The 15,854-nt window shown below is 45.4% G+C and carries 12 protein-coding genes; 4 read left to right on the top strand and 8 right to left on the bottom strand.

The genetic code is table 11. From position 1 onward, the window contains the following. The 6 genes from ACWYVB_RS11430 to ACWYVB_RS11405 form a co-directional block, all read right to left on the bottom strand. Positions 1 to 1,245 carry an ABC transporter substrate-binding protein gene (locus ACWYVB_RS11430; protein WP_006741059.1) on the bottom strand — a complete coding sequence of 415 codons (1,245 nt, stop codon included), beginning with the start codon at positions 1,243 to 1,245 and terminating at the stop codon, positions 1 to 3. A 45-nt stretch (positions 1,246 to 1,290) separates the two neighbouring features. After that, entirely contained in the window at positions 1,291 to 2,358 is a 1,068-nt protein-coding gene (locus ACWYVB_RS11425; RefSeq protein ID WP_317410413.1) for a branched-chain amino acid ABC transporter permease, read from the bottom strand. Positions 2,359 to 2,369: 11 nt separating this feature from the next. Then, positions 2,370 to 3,263, bottom strand: coding sequence for a branched-chain amino acid ABC transporter permease (locus ACWYVB_RS11420; protein WP_006741061.1), 894 nt, complete (start codon positions 3,261 to 3,263; stop codon positions 2,370 to 2,372). After that, a complete protein-coding gene (locus tag ACWYVB_RS11415) occupies positions 3,263 to 5,215 on the bottom strand; it encodes an AMP-binding protein (RefSeq protein ID WP_457528995.1) in 1,953 nt (650 codons plus the stop codon). The genes ACWYVB_RS11420 and ACWYVB_RS11415 overlap by 1 nt, the downstream gene beginning before the upstream one ends. Next, positions 5,215 to 6,015, bottom strand: a complete 801-nt coding sequence (locus ACWYVB_RS11410) for an ABC transporter ATP-binding protein (RefSeq protein ID WP_005392600.1) — start codon at positions 6,013 to 6,015, stop codon at positions 5,215 to 5,217. The genes ACWYVB_RS11415 and ACWYVB_RS11410 overlap by 1 nt, the downstream gene beginning before the upstream one ends. A 241-nt stretch (positions 6,016 to 6,256) precedes the next feature. Beyond that, on the bottom strand, positions 6,257 to 7,894 hold the full coding sequence (locus tag ACWYVB_RS11405) for an electron transfer flavoprotein-ubiquinone oxidoreductase (RefSeq protein WP_457528993.1): 1,638 nt from the start codon (positions 7,892 to 7,894) through the stop codon (positions 6,257 to 6,259). A gap of 156 nt (positions 7,895 to 8,050) precedes the next feature. Between ACWYVB_RS11405 and ACWYVB_RS11400 the strand changes: the two genes are divergently transcribed. From ACWYVB_RS11400 to ACWYVB_RS11390, 3 genes are all read left to right on the top strand, one after another. Further along, positions 8,051 to 8,803, top strand: a complete 753-nt coding sequence (locus ACWYVB_RS11400) for an electron transfer flavoprotein subunit beta/FixA family protein (protein WP_317410410.1) — start codon at positions 8,051 to 8,053, stop codon at positions 8,801 to 8,803. Then, entirely contained in the window at positions 8,800 to 9,726 is a 927-nt protein-coding gene (locus ACWYVB_RS11395; RefSeq protein ID WP_104970578.1) for an electron transfer flavoprotein subunit alpha/FixB family protein, read from the top strand. Before ACWYVB_RS11400 ends, ACWYVB_RS11395 begins: the two co-directional genes overlap by 4 nt. 89 nt (positions 9,727 to 9,815) lie before the next feature. Continuing rightward, on the top strand, positions 9,816 to 11,846 hold the full coding sequence (locus ACWYVB_RS11390; protein ID WP_457528990.1) for an acetoacetate--CoA ligase: 2,031 nt from the start codon (positions 9,816 to 9,818) through the stop codon (positions 11,844 to 11,846). A 178-nt stretch (positions 11,847 to 12,024) separates the two neighbouring features. Here the strand turns inward: ACWYVB_RS11390 and ACWYVB_RS11385 are convergent, their stop codons facing one another. Then, the gene (locus tag ACWYVB_RS11385; protein ID WP_074190707.1) at positions 12,025 to 13,575 is read right to left on the bottom strand and encodes an alpha-glucoside-specific PTS transporter subunit IIBC; all 1,551 of its coding nucleotides are present in this window, start codon (positions 13,573 to 13,575) and stop codon (positions 12,025 to 12,027) included. A 55-nt stretch (positions 13,576 to 13,630) separates the two neighbouring features. Continuing rightward, complete coding sequence (locus tag ACWYVB_RS11380; protein ID WP_006741068.1) at positions 13,631 to 14,959, bottom strand: 6-phospho-alpha-glucosidase; 1,329 nt, start codon at positions 14,957 to 14,959, stop codon at positions 13,631 to 13,633. A 180-nt stretch (positions 14,960 to 15,139) separates the two neighbouring features. Here ACWYVB_RS11380 and ACWYVB_RS11375 point away from each other — a divergent pair, with 180 nt between their 5' ends. Further along, entirely contained in the window at positions 15,140 to 15,847 is a 708-nt protein-coding gene (locus ACWYVB_RS11375) for a GntR family transcriptional regulator (protein WP_005373312.1), read from the top strand. Positions 15,848 to 15,854 lie beyond the last annotated feature (7 nt).

The following is a 15,854-nucleotide window of genomic DNA, read 5'->3' as shown; positions in this document are numbered from 1 at the left end:
TTAGTAACCTAGCCAGTCGTCACGACGTGACAATGTCACTTGAGACACTTTCTTAATATCGACTGCGCCGCCGTTGTTGTTACCCATAAACACGTTCACGGTTGTTGTGCCACGGTGATCTTCCGGCTTCCAGTTCGCAGGTACACAAACACCTTCTAAGCCTTGTGGGACCCAGTTGTCATGGACATACATGCCCTTCTTGATGTTTTCACCCGTGATGCCACCGTTGTCTTTCGCCCACTCCATCGCTTCTTTCATGTAGAACGCAGAACAAATGCCGCGAATGTAGTGGTGAGTTCTAAACTCGCCAGGCTCTGATTCAGACTGCTTAGAAATCTCACGAACCAGTTTCATGCCTTCGTTATCGTCTCCCCAAAACGCCGTCATGCCAGGAAAAACATAATCTTTAAGGCCATCGCCCGCCGCTTCAAGTACTGGTTTGTCACCGCCCCAAATGTTCGCCATGTACTGGAACTCTGTACCAACCGTATTACAAGACTTCACGAGTGAGATTACCGAGCTACCGATATTGGCAATGTAACCGTAGTTGGTGCCAGACTCTTTGAGTGACAGACATTGTGCTTTGAAGTCCCCTGGTTTTAGTGACACAACGACTGGGTTTTGCACCTCAAAACCAAGCTCTTCAGCATATTCTGCACACGCTTCTTTTGGCGCATTCGGGAATGGGTGGTTATCGCCAATATGGGTAAATTTCGGCGCACCTTGGTTGCCCTTTGATTCCCAATCTTCTTTCGCCCACTTCACTAGTGCACGACACGCATCTGAGTACGACGCACCATAGAAGAAGTTATAAGGCGCTGGTTTCGCGGTTTTTGGGTTCTTGCCGGTTGGGTCCGTTAAGTGACCTGAATAAGAGGCAGAGAACACTGGGACTTTGTCTTTGGTCACAAACGAGATGAGTGCTTCGGTATCTGCCGTGCCCCAGCCTTGTAGCGCAACCATGTCTTTACGCGCCACCCAACGTTTGTAGTTGGAAATGGCTACTGGCACTTTATACGCCATGTCTACCGTTTCAAATTCGAGCTCAGTACCGTTAATGCCACCGTTTTGGTTGATCCAGCGCAATGCGTCTCGTACACCAGAGCCATAAGGCTTACTCACGTAGGCTGTTGGTCCAGAAAAGTCGACCAATTGCCCGACAAATACAGAGTCTTTTGCCCAAGTGGCGGTAGTAAACAGTGCCGAAGATAGCACCAACGTTGTCGCTAAATGTCCTTTGTTCATAACTCGTTGTCCTTGTTATTGAGGTATATTCCACTTAATTCCACGTTAATATGAGAACGGATAGTGTTTCCAATATGCTCTAATCTGTTGCCAGCGATGCGATAACCCTTGAGGTTCGAAAATAAGGAACAGCATGATGACCAAGCCGATCGCCATTTCTTTGAAGTAAGCAAGCCCATCAACGAACGAAGTGTTATTGCTAAACGCAGCCAACCCCGTCACGCCAAACTCCAACACTTCTGGCAGTAATACGATAAATATCGTGCCCATCAATGTGCCTTTGACGGAACCCAAGCCACCAATGATGATCATTGCCAAGAACTGGATAGACATCATGATGGTGAAACCTTCTGCTGATACGAACCCTAAATAATGCCCGTAGAGTGCACCCCCGATGCCTGCATAGAACGCACACACACCAAATGAGAGCAGACGATACTTGGTGAGGTTGATACCCATGATTTCTGCCGACAGGTAGTGATCTCGTACCGAGACAAACGCACGACCATCACGAGAACGGATCAAGTTCGATGCCCACATGTACATAAAGATCAGCGCAAACAGAGCAATGTAGAAGAAGCTTTCATCGGTCGTAAACTCAAAGCCAAACAGATTGATAGGGTTTGCACCAGCACCGTATGAACCGCCACTGAACCACTCTGCGCGAGCAAAGAAATCTTCCAAAATAAACTGCGCAGCCAAAGTCGCGATCGCGAGGTATAAACCTTTAATTCGCGCGGCTGGCAGACCAAACAGCATCCCGACAATCATGGTTAAGTAACCCGCAAGCGGAATAGCAAACACGACTGGAATGTTGTACTGGTTATTCAGCCAAGCCGATGCAAAGGCACCAAAGCCAAAAAACGCGCCATGACCGAGTGAAATTTGTCCGGTAAAGCCAACTAGGATGTTTAAACCCAGCGCCGCGATACCGAGATACGCAATCTGAATAAACAGGTTAAGAAAATAGATATCCAATACCAAAGGCGCTGCCAACATGGCGATTACACCGGCAATCGCAAGGCTTCTTATGGTTTTGGTTTCAAAAATTGGCGTATCACTTTTGTATGTGGTTCGAAAATCCCCACATGGGCGCATGCTAAGTTGAGCCATGTTATTTCTCCTTAAATACGCTCGATATCTTTGGTACCAAACAGGCCGTATGGCTTGAAGGCAAGAATGATTAACAGCACATAGAAAGGTGCAATGTTATAAAGGTTACCCACTTGCAGGTATTGGCTATCAAAGAACTCAGCCAAGTTCTCTAGCACCCCGATGGTGATACCACCGACAATCGCGCCGACCACCGAGTCCAAGCCACCTAAAATAACGGCTGGGAACACTTTGATACCGATGATGGATAGCGCGTCAGAGACGCCGTTTACGATCCCGATAACAATCCCTGCTGTCGCGGATACCATTGCCGAAATAGCCCAACTGATGGCGAACACTTTCTTGATGGAAATGCCAAGACTCTGGGCGACTTGCTGGTTAAACGCCGTTGCGCGCATCGCCAAACCCATTTTGCTGAATTTGAAGAACCAGTAGAACGCACCCATGATGAACATTGAGAAGATCAAGCTCAGAATGTAAGCGAACTCAACGTTCAAACCTCCGATATTCACCACATTTGTTTCGAACACTTGCGGGTACGACACAGCCGAGACACCAAATATCCATTTCATCAATGCTTGGAAGAACATCGATAGACCGATGGTCACCATGATCACCGAGATGATCGGCTCACCAATCAACGGTCTGAGCACAATGGTTTGCACGGCAATACCGAACACCATCATGAACGCGAGTGTGAGTAAAAAGCCGATAAAAAATGGCAACTGTAGGTGCACCAACGCCGCCCAACATACCCACGCGCCAATCAGCAAGAACTCACCCTGAGCGAAGTTGACCACCTGGGTCGATTTGTATATCAGTACAAAGCACATGGCGACCACGCCATACAACATGCCAACGATCACGCCATTAATGACGAGTTGCAGTAATAAATCCGTATTCACTATGCGATCCTCCGTTGTTCGCTATCCACCAGTGTTGGCTCATGTTCAATAAGCGTTTCAATCACTAGCGACGTTTGAATGCGTGTTTTGGTGCCATCCTGATAAGTGATCACCGTATCCACATCGACTTTTGGATCGTCGCTGTAGATGGTTTCGATGATGTCTCCGTATTTCTCCGCAACCACACCACGGCGCACTTTACGCGTACGAGTTAGCTCGCCATCGTCGGCATCTAGCTCTTTGTAAAGTAGAATGAATTTGCTGATCTTCTGTGCATCCGGTAGGGATTCGTTCACTTTCAGCACTTCTTCACGAATCGCTTGATACACTTCTGGTTGAGCAGATAAGTTGGTGTAGTTAGTGAATGCTAAGCCACGCTGCTCTGCCCACTTCGCAACAATCGCGTAGCGAATACAGATGATGGCAGACAGCCAAGGTCGACCTTTGCCCACCACTACGGCTTCTGCAATAAACGGCGAGAACTTGAGTTTGTTTTCAATGAACTGCGGAGAGTAGCGGTCGCCATGGCTGGTTTCCGACATATCTTTCAGACGATCAATCACCACCAAGTGGCCAGAGTCTTTAAAATAGCCCGCATCGCCTGTGTGCATCCATCCGTCTTGTATGTCTTCGTCATACGCTTCCTGGTTGTTCAGGTAGCCAGTAAACATACCCGTACTTTTCGCGATGATCTCACCCACGCCATTGCTGTCTGGGTTGATGACTTTCACTTCTGCATTGTCAAACGCGACGCCGACGGAATCGTAATCCACGTCATCGGCTTGGTGGACGGTGTACGCACCACACATTTCGGTTTGACCGTAAAGCTGCTTGAGTGGTACGCCGATCGCTTGCAGATAACGGAAAGTATCCGGTCCCATCGCCGCACCACCCGTCGCAGCAGATGCTAGATTCGAGAAACCTAAGCGGTCACGCAGAGCACGTAGCAAAATCCATTCAGCGAGTTTTGAACGTTTACCCTGCTCCAACGCTTTATTCGCTAAGCTCATGCCCAGTTTGTACATCTTCTGCTTAAACGGTGTGGAATCCATCATTCGTGCAGACACATCTGCCACAATGTTTTCCCACACTCGCGGCGCAAGTAGGACGAAGTTTGGACCGATTTCGCGCAAGTCAGACATCATGGTTTCTTGTTCTTCCACGAAGTTGACGATTTGACGCGAAATCAACGCCTGACCAACCACATACACCTGCTCCATAATCCAAGGCAAAGGCAGAACAGAAACATAATTGTCGCCTGGGGAGCGCGGGTCGGCACGCAAATAAGCCGCACAGTGATCCAAGAAAGTTCCGCTGTGGAGCTGAGCCAATTTTGGTTTGGAAGTCGTACCCGACGTGGTACAAAGAATCGAAAGATCGCTGCCTTTGGTTGCCGCAACCATATTGAGGTATTTATCGGGATCCGCTTTGTCGATCAGTTGACCTTTTTTATAGACCTGCTCAACATCAATCAGTCGTGGGTCGTCGTACTTGCGCATTCCACGCGGGTCACAATAGATAATGAATTCTACGCTTGGGATCTCATCACCGAGCTCAAGTAGCTTATCGCATTGCTCCTCATCTTCCGCAACCACGACTTTTGCTTTGGCATAGTTTATGAGGTACGCCACCTCTTCGTGCATGGAATCTTGATAGATGCCCAGCGAGAAACCTTTGATCGCATGTGCGGCCAACTCGCCCCATACCCATTCCGGGCGGTTATCACCCAGCAAACCAACAACGTCTTGCTCACCAACACCTAAATCTTGCAGTGCCAGAGACATCCACTTCACTCGGTTTTCATAATCTTGCCAAGTGAACTCTCGCCAAATACCAAACTCCTTTTCACGCATTGCGACTTGCTCGGGCCAGTGCTTGGCGTTGTGCTGCAATACTTTTGGAAAGGTATCTAAGCGGGTTATATCTGCCCAATCATTATGTTGCTGTGCCATTATGCACTCTCCTCTAATGTCGGTAGCTCTTCGCCTAAGTACGCTTGTTTCACATGCGGGTTGGCCATCACTTCTTCTGGCTCGCCCATAGCAATGTGTTTACCAAAATCCAACACCAATACGCGGTTAGAGATATCCATCACCACGCCCATATCGTGCTCGATCATGATGATGGTGATGTCTAACTCTTCGTTTAAATCCATGATGTAACGCGCCATGTCTTCCTTTTCTTCCAAGTTCATGCCTGCCATTGGTTCATCAAGCAGCAGTAACTTAGGTTTTAAGGCAATGGCACGAGCAAGCTCTACACGTTTACGTAAACCGTAAGAAAGTGTGCCAGCGGTGGCTTTGCGAATGTGCTGAATTTCAAGAAAATCGATTACGTCTTCTACGTATTTACGGTGCGCCATTTCTTCTTTCTGCGCGTTAGAGAACCAGTAAAGTGGTCCTGTGACGAAGTTGTTTTTCAGTAGGTGATGTCGACCAACCATAATGTTGTCGAGTACCGACATATGAGAAAAGAGTGCTAAGTTCTGGAAGGTCCTTCCCAACCCTAACTCAGCTCGTTGGCTAGGTGTTCGTTTGGTTACATCATCTCCAGCGAAGATTACAGAGCCTTTGTTTGGTGTGTATCGACCAGAGATGCAATTGAGCATTGAGGTTTTACCTGCACCGTTTGGACCAATGATTGAAAAGATTTCCTTTTCATTCACATGGAAGCTCACGTCAGTTAGAGCTTTCACCCCACCAAAAGCCAATGAAATATCGTTTACCTGCAACAGAGGCGATTCCGATACCATAGTTGATCTCCCTTTCGTTATTTAAGTACGTTCCATTGAGCACTATTTGATCAAACCTAACTTTGATACTGGTAACCGCTTTTACACCTATGCATCAACTTTGTATTCAGTTTACGTAAACGTCAATTTAAAATCAGAATAGTGCTTGAAAGATTAAGTTGCAATCGAGTTCATCGAGAAAGATTTGAACTAACGCAAACTTTAAGTAAATAAATTGTTAATAAAAATTATTCTCAGACGACTACATATTCGGATAGTTAGGGCCACCACCACCTTCCGGCGGTGTCCAGGTAATATTTTGACTTGGATCTTTGATGTCGCAGGTCTTACAGTGGATACAGTTCGCCGCATTTATTTGCAGCTCTGGCTGCTCCTCCCCCTGTACGATTTCATACACGCCAGCCGGACAATAGCGCTGTGCTGGCTCTGCATATAATTCAAGGTTCTGCTCAATAGGAATCCGCTGGTTCGCCAAACGTAAGTGGCACGGCTGATCTTCCTCATGGAAGATATTGGATAGATAAACAGAAGAGAGGCGATCGAAACTTAACACGCCATCAGGCTTCGGATAGACAATTTCATTGCTGTTTTCCGCCAATAACAGAGACTGATGGTCGGGCTTATCACAGTGGATATGCCACTTAGCTTTACCTTTTAACACGTTATGTTCCAGCAGCGCTAAGCCACCGCCCAGCCACGATCCAAAGCGGTGAATGCCACTTGAGAAGTTACGTGCTTGATAAAGCTCTTCATACAGCCAAGACTGTTTGAAGAGCTTTTGATAATCAGCAGTAACTGACTGACTCTCAAGGGCTTCACATACTGCTTCGGCGGCAAGCATGCCTGATTTCATCGCGGTGTGCGTGCCTTTAATTTTAGCGCCGTTAAGCGTTCCTGCATCACAGCCAATCAACAAACCACCAGCAAACTGTTGCGTGGGAAGCGAATGGAAACCGCCCTTGGTGATCGCTCTTGCGCCATAACTAATGCGTTTACCATTTTTGAGGTATTGCTCAATCAACGGGTGATGTTTAAAACGTTGAAACTCATCGAATGGACTCAAGTGCGGATTCTTATAATTCAAGTCAACAATCAACCCAACGGCAACTTGGTTTCCCTCTAAATGGTAGAGGTAACTGCCACCTGTGGCTTCGTTTGATAACGGCCAACCTAATCCGTGCACTACTAAACCTTGCTGATGCTGCTCTGATGGGATTTCCCACAGCTCTTTAAAACCGATAGCGTAATGTTGAGGCGTTTTCTCTTCAGCAAGATTAAATCGGTTAATCAATTGCTTACCAATATGACCCCGCGCGCCTTCAGCAAACAGGGTAAACTTCGCTCGCAGTTCAATACCAGGTTCGAAATTGGCTTTTTGTTCGCCATTTTTATCTAACCCCATATCGCCCGTGATAACGCCACAAACACGGTTGTCTTCATCAATGATGGCTTGGCTGGCGGTAAAGCCTGGGTAGATCTCCACCCCTAAGTTCTCGGCCTGCAACGCCATCCATCGGCATAGATTGCCCAAGCTGATAATGTAATTACTGTCGTTATGTAACGTGTTAGGCACAGCCCAAGAAGGCAGCTCATGACCATTAATTTCATTGCCTAGATAGTAGGTTTTATCTTCGTTTACTTTGGTATTGAGTGGAGCGCCCTTCTCTTCCCAGTCGGGAAACAGTTCATCCAAACTTCGCGTTTCAAACACCGCACCCGATAAAATATGCGCTCCAACTTCAGAGCCTTTTTCTACCACGCAAACAGAGAGGTCTTGTTCTTTTTCTGCTGCTAATTGTTTGATTCGGCATGCCGCAGACAAACCTGCGGGACCAGCGCCTACAATCAGAACATCAAATTCCATGCAGTCTCTTTCCATGATTGCATTCCTTTTTCTTTGCATGTTGCCAACTTGTTAAGCAACAATATATTTAAAGTTGACGCAAACGTAAAGGTAAATTAACATCATTTTAAAGACGTCATCACATCGTCTTCACTGTAAACACATAGCCTTCACTGTAAAAAGGAATCTAACGTGAAAATACTAGTGCCAATCAAAAGGGTCATTGATCCCTACGTTAAAGTTCGTGTGAAAGCGGACCATAGCGAAGTTGAAACCAATAACGTCAAGATGACGATTAATCCATTTTGCGAAATAGCCGTTGAAGAAGCCGTACGACTAAAAGAGCAAGGTATTGCAGATGAAGTCATCGTTGTCAGTGCTGGCGGTAGCCAATGTCAGGAGCAACTACGTACTGCGCTTGCGTTAGGTGCCGATCGCGCTATTCATGTCGATACTGAAGACAAAATAGAGCCATTGGTCGTCGCTAAGCTGCTCAAAGCTCTGGTCGAGCAAGAACAAGCACAGCTTGTGATTACGGGTAAACAATCCATTGATACTGACAACAACCAAGTGGCTCAGATGCTGGCAGCCCTACTTGACTGGCCTCAAGCAACTTTCGCTTCCGACGTGAAGATAGAAGATCAAAAAGTTCAGGTCGTGAGAGAAGTGGATGGCGGCTTGATGACGGTTGCGATGAACTTACCTGCTGTGATCAGTACTGACTTACGCCTGAATGAACCGCGTTTTGCCTCTTTGCCTAATATTATGAAAGCTAAGCGCAAGCCGTTAGATACAATCACACCTGACACTCTGGGTGTTGAAGTGGTATTTAGCCAAACCATTCAAGAAGTCACACCACCAGCGCAGAGAAAAGGTGGCATCAAGGTTGAATCTGTCTCAGAGCTTCTCGATAAGCTGCGTAACGAAGCGAAGGTGATTTCATGAAGAACTTAATCATAGCAGAGCATGACAATAACCAATTGCATGCGGACACACTCAAAGTGGTTAATGCAGCAAAACAAGTCAGCCAAGACAATGTTTTGATCGTAGTGGGCCACGAGTGTGAAGAAGTCGCTCAGCAAGCCTGTCGCGTTGATGGTATATCAAATGTAATTTGTGTCGATGATGAGCAACTTAAGCATCAATTTGCCGAGAGTATCGCACCTATTGTAGTGAGTATTGCTGAAGGTTTTGACGCAATCTGGGCTAGCTCATCATCAAAAGGGAAAGATCTTGCACCGCGAATAGCAGCGAAGTTCGGCGTTGGGCAAATCTCCGATATTGTCCAAGTTATCGATGAAAACACTTTTATCCGCCCTATTTACGCAGGGAATGCATTTGCCAAAGTGACCACCAGCGACAAGGTTCGCGTCGTCACCGTGCGAGCATCTGCGTTTGAGCCGGTTACTTGTCACAACCAAGCTGATATCGAACATCAGCAGGTCACTATCTCAGAGCCAATGGTTGAATTGGTTTCTGTCGATAAAACCGTGTCAGAGCGTCCTGAATTAAGCGCGGCAGAGGTGGTTGTGTCAGGTGGACGCGGGGTCGGTAGCAAAGAGAACTTCGCATTGATCGAACAAGTCGCCGATAAACTGGGGGCCGCCATTGGCGCTTCTCGCGCGGCGGTTGATGCTGGGTTTGTCGCCAACGACTTACAAGTGGGTCAAACCGGAAAAATCGTTGCACCTAAGCTTTATATTGCGGTCGGGATCTCCGGTGCCATCCAACACCTTGCAGGAATGAAAGAGTCCAAAGTGATTGTCGCGATCAATAAAGATCCTGAATCTCCTATCTTTGAAGTTGCCGACTATGGATTGGTTGGTGATTTGTTTGAGGTATTACCTCAGCTTGCCGAGCAACTTTAAGCAATCGAAACGAGGGGCGAGCATTACGATGTTCGCCCTTTTATTTTGTTTTTAGCCATATTCAAACGGATTGAAGTTAGGAGGGACCTATGCCAAATTCTGCACCTATTTGGTCACCATCTGCTGAGCGCATCAGCAATAGCAACTTGCTACGATTTATCGAGACGGTTAATGCGCACCAAACTAAAGATATCTCAATCAATAATTACACGTCTTTACACCAGTGGTCCATTGACCACAATGACGAATTTTGGCGACATACCTGGCATTTCTGTAACGTCATTGGAAATATTGGCTCGCAAGTCAAAAGCCTTGGTGCTCCCAAGTGGACACAGACAGATTTTACTCAGAGCCATGTAAATAGGGACACCGTATGGTTTGCTGACGCCACGCTGAACTACGCAGAGAACCTCCTCTCTCAGGCCGAACAAACACCTGAGCGTGAGTTTATCGTTTTTACTAATGAACGCGGTGAACACAAGCAGCTCACTGGTACACAGTTGCTCGAACAAGTGTCTGTCGTTCAGCAATGGCTAATCACTTGTGGTGTTGGCAAAGGCGATGTCGTTGCGGGTTATTTGCCCTACCTTCCTGAAACCGTTATTGCCATGCTGGCCACCACCAGTCTTGGTGCCATTTGGACTTCAACCTCGCCTGATTTTGGTATCGATAGCGTCGTAGAGCGTTTTGGCCAGGTCAAGCCGAAAGTTCTTTTTTGCTGTGATGGCTACCAGTTCGGAGGCAAAGCTTTCGATATGACGGACAAAAACACGACTCTTAGTAGTAAGCTAAGCAGTGTCTCCGAATACGCCACTATTAGCGTATGCCAAATCGAATATGTACAAAACGCTAAGAGTGCTAGCACTTCTGACTTTGTGTATTGGTCTGATATTACTCACCACTTTTCTCCAAAACCAGTTCAATATCAATCAACATTGTTTAATGACCCGTTATTCATTTTGTATTCTTCTGGCACAACGGGGCAACCTAAGTGTATTGTCCATTCCGTGGGCGGTACCTTGCTCAATCACCTCAAAGAACATCAACTACATTGCGATATCAAACCACAAGACAAGGTTTTCTACTACACAACATGTGGCTGGATGATGTGGAACTGGCATGTTTCAGCACTTGCGAGTGGTGCTACCTTAGTGATTTACGATGGTAGTCCGGTTTACCCTGATCATTCCGTCTTATGGCGATTAGCGGAAGAACATAGCGTGTCACTGTTTGGTACGTCAGCGAAATACTTAGAGGCACTGGAGCATGCGAGTTACTCTCCCAAGTCAGAACATGACCTGAAATCACTCACAACCCTGTGTTCGACTGGCTCAGTGCTTTACCCAGAACAATTTAATTATGTCTATCAGCACATCAAGCAGGATTTACATCTAGCTTCTATCGCTGGCGGCACCGATATTTGTGGGTGTTTTGTACTTGGAAACCCTATCTCACCAGTTTACAAAGGCGAATGCCAAGGTTCAGGGCTTGGAATCGACGTGCGTGTTTTGGACGACGAGGGAAAAACCATTACACCGCAACGCGGCGAACTGACTTGCAATAACTCACTACCTAACTTCCCTATCGGTTTTTGGCACGACAACGGCGAACGCTATCACAACGCTTATTGGAGCAAGTTTACCGATATCTGGCACCACGGCGACGATGTGATGCAAACCGAACATGGCGGTTTTATTTTTTATGGCCGTAGTGACGCAACCTTAAATCCAGGCGGCGTACGAATCGGTACCGCCGAAATTTATCAGCAAGTGAACGCGTTACCCGAGATTGAAGACTCCATCGCTGTCGGCAAGTTAAACCAGCAGTCTGAAGAAATCTGGTTACTAGTAAAACTCGCTCACGACGTCGAGTTAACCCAACAACTCACCGATTCAATTCGCCAAACATTAAAAACAAAATGTTCACCGCGCCATGTACCACGCCAAATTTTTGCTATCAGTGATATTCCTAAAACGCGCTCAGGCAAATTGGTTGAGCTAGCAGTGAAACAATTGGTAAACGGACAAGCTGTAAAAAACATTGGTGCTATTGCTAACCCAGAAGTGCTGGAAGAAATTAAAACGCTTTTCAACATAGAAAGTGGCGCCACTGTCACTTAGAGACTCAACAAGTCTTCCAACAATACAGACGGGTATAACCTAACTGTATTTTTAGCTCGCTCGATAACTCCTCCCCACTTTCGTGGAAACTGCGCGAAATATGCTTCATGTACACAAAAAAGGTGAGATAATTCTATCTCACCTTTGAGCCATATTAGCTGGAGCATTAATTTGGGGGTTAAGCTTTTATCAGTTGGCTCATATCTTCGCGAACTTGTGGCACCGTTAAACCAACGATGATTTGAAGGCTCTCTTGATTTCTAACAATATTCACCGCTCCGTGCTGTGTGAAAAATGCGTTCTCCTTTACAAGAGAGACATCTTTAACTTTAACACGCAGACGCGTCGCGCAATTAGTTAACAATTCAATGTTTTCTTTTCCACCCAAACCTTCAATAAAGGCACTAGCTTGTGACGGACTTGCGCTACTGTTGTGGACCGCTTTCGCTTCTTTGTAGTCAGTTTTGGAATACAACTTACTATCTGCACCTTCACGTCCCGGAGTAAGTATGTTGTATTTTAAAATAAGCGCGCGAAACGTCACAAAGTAAACACCAGTAAACATGAGACCAATAATAATCTGAATCACGTATGTTCCCGCATGGTTACCAGCCAAAGGCAACCAGTTTTGGAAAATAAAGTCTATCAAGCCAGTCTGAAAGTTACCGGAAACACCAAACATAAAGGCGATCGTTGCCATTGTCGCAGATAACAACGCATGCAAAGCAAACAGCGCAGGTGCGATAAATAAGAATGTAAACTCTATTGGTTCAGTGATCCCTGTAAGAATTGCTGTGATTGCGGCTCCGAGCACTAACCCCATCACCATCTTTTTATTTTCTTTTTTCGCAACTGAATAAAGTGCTAGTGCGATACCCGTACAACCAAACACTTTACCCATTCCCGTCAACATCAAACCACCTTGGGGAAATTGTGTCGTTAAACTTTCCGAGCTCTGGGCGAATGTCTGTATATTTTGAATCCAATAGGCAACCGTCCCGCCATCGACTGCAACTGGCCCATAAAAAACGGGACCATATACGAAATGATGCAACCCCGTTGGTATCATGATTCGCTCTAAAAACGTAAATAGCCATACCCCTAAAGATCCAGCAGAAACCAAAAATGATTGCAGATTGTTAATACCATGCTGAATACTTGGCCAAGTCAAACAAGTTAGAATTGCCATCACGACCATAATTGGGAAACTAATGATCACAACCAATGGCGTTCCGCCAAATACAGCCGCCCAATCCGGTAGCTTTTTATCAAAGAATCGGTTGTGAACCCAAACAGAAAGACTTGCAATTAAAATGGCACCTAGCAAGTTTGTATCAAGCGTTAGAATGCCACCAACTTCAGTCAAACCTCGCTCACCTTCCGTATAGTTAACGCCCAGTTCTGGTCCCCAAAATTGAAGGATTCCACCAATAACGTAGTTAAACGTAATGTAGGAAACGAGTGTTGCAAGTACAGCGCGACCAGATGCTTTTTTAGCTAAAGCGATAGGTAACCCAACGGCAAAAATAAGTGCCATATTTTTAAATACGGCGAGTGATGCCTGTAAAATGATCGTCGAGACTTTAACCCAAGCACTCCCCTCCAGTGCCCAAGGAAACACTTCTTGATTTAACAGCACAACGGAGAAACCCAATAACATGCCCGCTGCTGGAAATAATAGAACGGGAACAAACATCGCGGCCCCGAACCTTTGAATAATGTCTTTCATATAAACCTCTTGTTTCATTCACGGAGCCTACAAGTAGGCCCCGAACGTCCAGTTGTTATTGAAAAAATTGAGGAAGGTAGGCTTTATTTTCTTCTAGTAATTGTTTTGTTATTTCTTTAGCTTTTGGCACATTAACCACGGTACGGTTAAGTGTGAGTGCATTAATCAGCTTTTGCTGACTTCCTTCGTACCAAGCATCCACGACTAATTTCTCGTAACCAAGTTGGCTCTCAATCATGGCTTTTTGGAAAGTTGGGATTTTTCCTACAGTAAAAGCTTTCGGTCCATCACTAGTTAGCGCTGCAGGAACTTCTACCATAGCGTCATTTTGTAAGTTTGTAATAGCACCATTATTCGGTACGATGACGAGATATACATCGCTCAAGTTGTAGGCTAGCGAAGCCGCGACTCTCACCATGTATCGACCATGGATATCGGCATGCAGTGTTTCGTGCTTCGTGGTGCCCGCTTCAATTATTCTTGCGTTCAATTCGAACACTCGCTTCTCACGGCCGTTAATTACCTGCCTTGCGCGAGTATTGTTGATATCCTCTTTCGCCACCATTTTTTCAGGGTACAAATAGTATTGAAGATACGTATTCGGCAAAAACTCTGGATTATCAGCAAGCATCGTTCTCATGTTTTTGAATGTGGCTTGCCACGATGGGTCATCCGCTATTTCCGCATCAACCGCACTGATCCCTTCTTTTAAGATGATATTTTTAATTTTATCCGTTAAGTCATAACCCTGTTTGTTACGAATTTTGGTAAACCAGCCATAGTGATTAAGCCCAAAGTATTCAGGAACAAAGTCCCAAATTTCACACCCTAACAATTGCGCATAGCTGACCATAATCGCTGCTGGCATATCACAGATATTTAGAATTCGCTTATCATGCGGAAATTCACGATTTAAAGCTTCAGCGACAATTGCCGCCGGGTTGGTGTAATTAAGAATCCACGCATCTGGACACGTTTGTCGGATCTCGTTCACTAGCTGGATCATGTCGCCGATAGAGCGAAGTCCATATGCCATTCCTCCCGCGCCACATGTCTCTTGCCCAACACAAGAGTTGGATAGCGGGATTTGTTCATCGCGCTCGCGCATGGCCAACCCACCAGTGCGGATCTGGATAAAGAAAAAGTCCGAATCTGCGAATGCGACAGATTTATCCGTTGTATAAACAAACTCTTCAACTTCTGGATAGTGTTCTCGCAATAGAATTTCAGTAGCTAATGCATTCGACTCTTGGCGTTTTTCATCTATGTCGTAAAACACGACTTTTGCGAGTGGAAAGTTATCTTTTTCGGCAATAAGGCTGTTCATCATACCAAGTGTGTATGTACTGCCAGCACCAACAATCGTTAATTTTTGACGTTTCATTTCGCTACCTCAAATGTTTACCCTGAAAATGTATAAAATAAGTATTAATACTTTTATGATACTTTTAAAGTGTAAGCACAAAGATACGAGATAAAAATCACACAAAGATCCTAAGGAAAAGTATTAACTACATCTCAGATCACATTCTTGCTATCATGATCCAAGACTTAGCGAGGTATTATGAAACCCAAATACATAGACATTGCGGAACGATTAGAAAAAAAGATCAAAGATGGGGAACTACAACCTAAATCGATGCTTCCAAAAGAGAGTGATTTGCAAGAAGAGTTTTCCGTAAGCCGCGTAACCATCAGAAAAAGCTTACAAATTCTGGTCGATAATAATTTAATTAGTCGGACAAGAGGTAGTGGAACTTATGTAAACGATCTAAAAGCCCAACATGATGCCTTACATTTGCTGGGTTTTATCGAGGAAGTCAGTAAACAGGGGAAAACTCCTAGCTCTCAAGTCATAAAGTTCGAACTTAAAAAGCCGAATGAGCAGGTTGCTAAGCAGTTAAATCTCTCGCCCAATGATGATACATATGAAATACATAGACTCAGATGTATTAATGATGAGCCTGAAATTTACGAAGTCACTCATATGCCAGCAGTGTTATTTCCAGACTTGAGCATAGCCATAATGAATGGTTCTAAATATGAGTACATTGAAAATAGCAAAGGATTGAAAATTGCGAAAAGCAGTCAGTCTGTCAAACCGTATTTGTTAGATGCAGAGACGGCCTCATACCTGAATGAATCAGAAGCTTCCCCTATTCTAAAAGTTGAGTCCACTGGTTACCTAGAAGATGGTCGTGCATTTGAATATACCGTCAATTACTTCCGACTTCATCAATACAGCTTCGAGTTTATTTCAACTAGGACGTAGTAGTATT

The sequence above is a fragment of the Vibrio sp. JZG10 genome (genome assembly GCF_054064075.1).
Note: the sequence above shows the minus strand (reverse complement) of the source record. Positions and strands in the feature narration are given on the sequence as shown.

What these genes read in the sequence shown, in the direction of transcription:
- ACWYVB_RS11385 (WP_074190707.1), bottom strand. Translation starts at nt 13,575, where the DNA reads ATGAAAGACATTATTCAAAGGTTCGGGGCCGCGATGTTTGTTCCCGTT.
- ACWYVB_RS11415 (WP_457528995.1), bottom strand. Translation starts at nt 5,215, where the DNA reads ATGGCACAGCAACATAATGATTGGGCAGATATAACCCGCTTAGATACC.
- ACWYVB_RS11425 (WP_317410413.1), bottom strand. Translation starts at nt 2,358, where the DNA reads ATGGCTCAACTTAGCATGCGCCCATGTGGGGATTTTCGAACCACATAC.
- ACWYVB_RS11430 (WP_006741059.1), bottom strand. Translation starts at nt 1,245, where the DNA reads ATGAACAAAGGACATTTAGCGACAACGTTGGTGCTATCTTCGGCACTG.
- ACWYVB_RS11405 (WP_457528993.1), bottom strand. Translation starts at nt 7,894, where the DNA reads ATGGAAAGAGACTGCATGGAATTTGATGTTCTGATTGTAGGCGCTGGT.
- ACWYVB_RS11375 (WP_005373312.1), top strand. Translation starts at nt 15,140, where the DNA reads ATGAAACCCAAATACATAGACATTGCGGAACGATTAGAAAAAAAGATC.
- ACWYVB_RS11395 (WP_104970578.1), top strand. Translation starts at nt 8,800, where the DNA reads ATGAAGAACTTAATCATAGCAGAGCATGACAATAACCAATTGCATGCG.
- ACWYVB_RS11410 (WP_005392600.1), bottom strand. Translation starts at nt 6,015, where the DNA reads ATGGTATCGGAATCGCCTCTGTTGCAGGTAAACGATATTTCATTGGCT.
- ACWYVB_RS11380 (WP_006741068.1), bottom strand. Translation starts at nt 14,959, where the DNA reads ATGAAACGTCAAAAATTAACGATTGTTGGTGCTGGCAGTACATACACA.
- ACWYVB_RS11390 (WP_457528990.1), top strand. Translation starts at nt 9,816, where the DNA reads ATGCCAAATTCTGCACCTATTTGGTCACCATCTGCTGAGCGCATCAGC.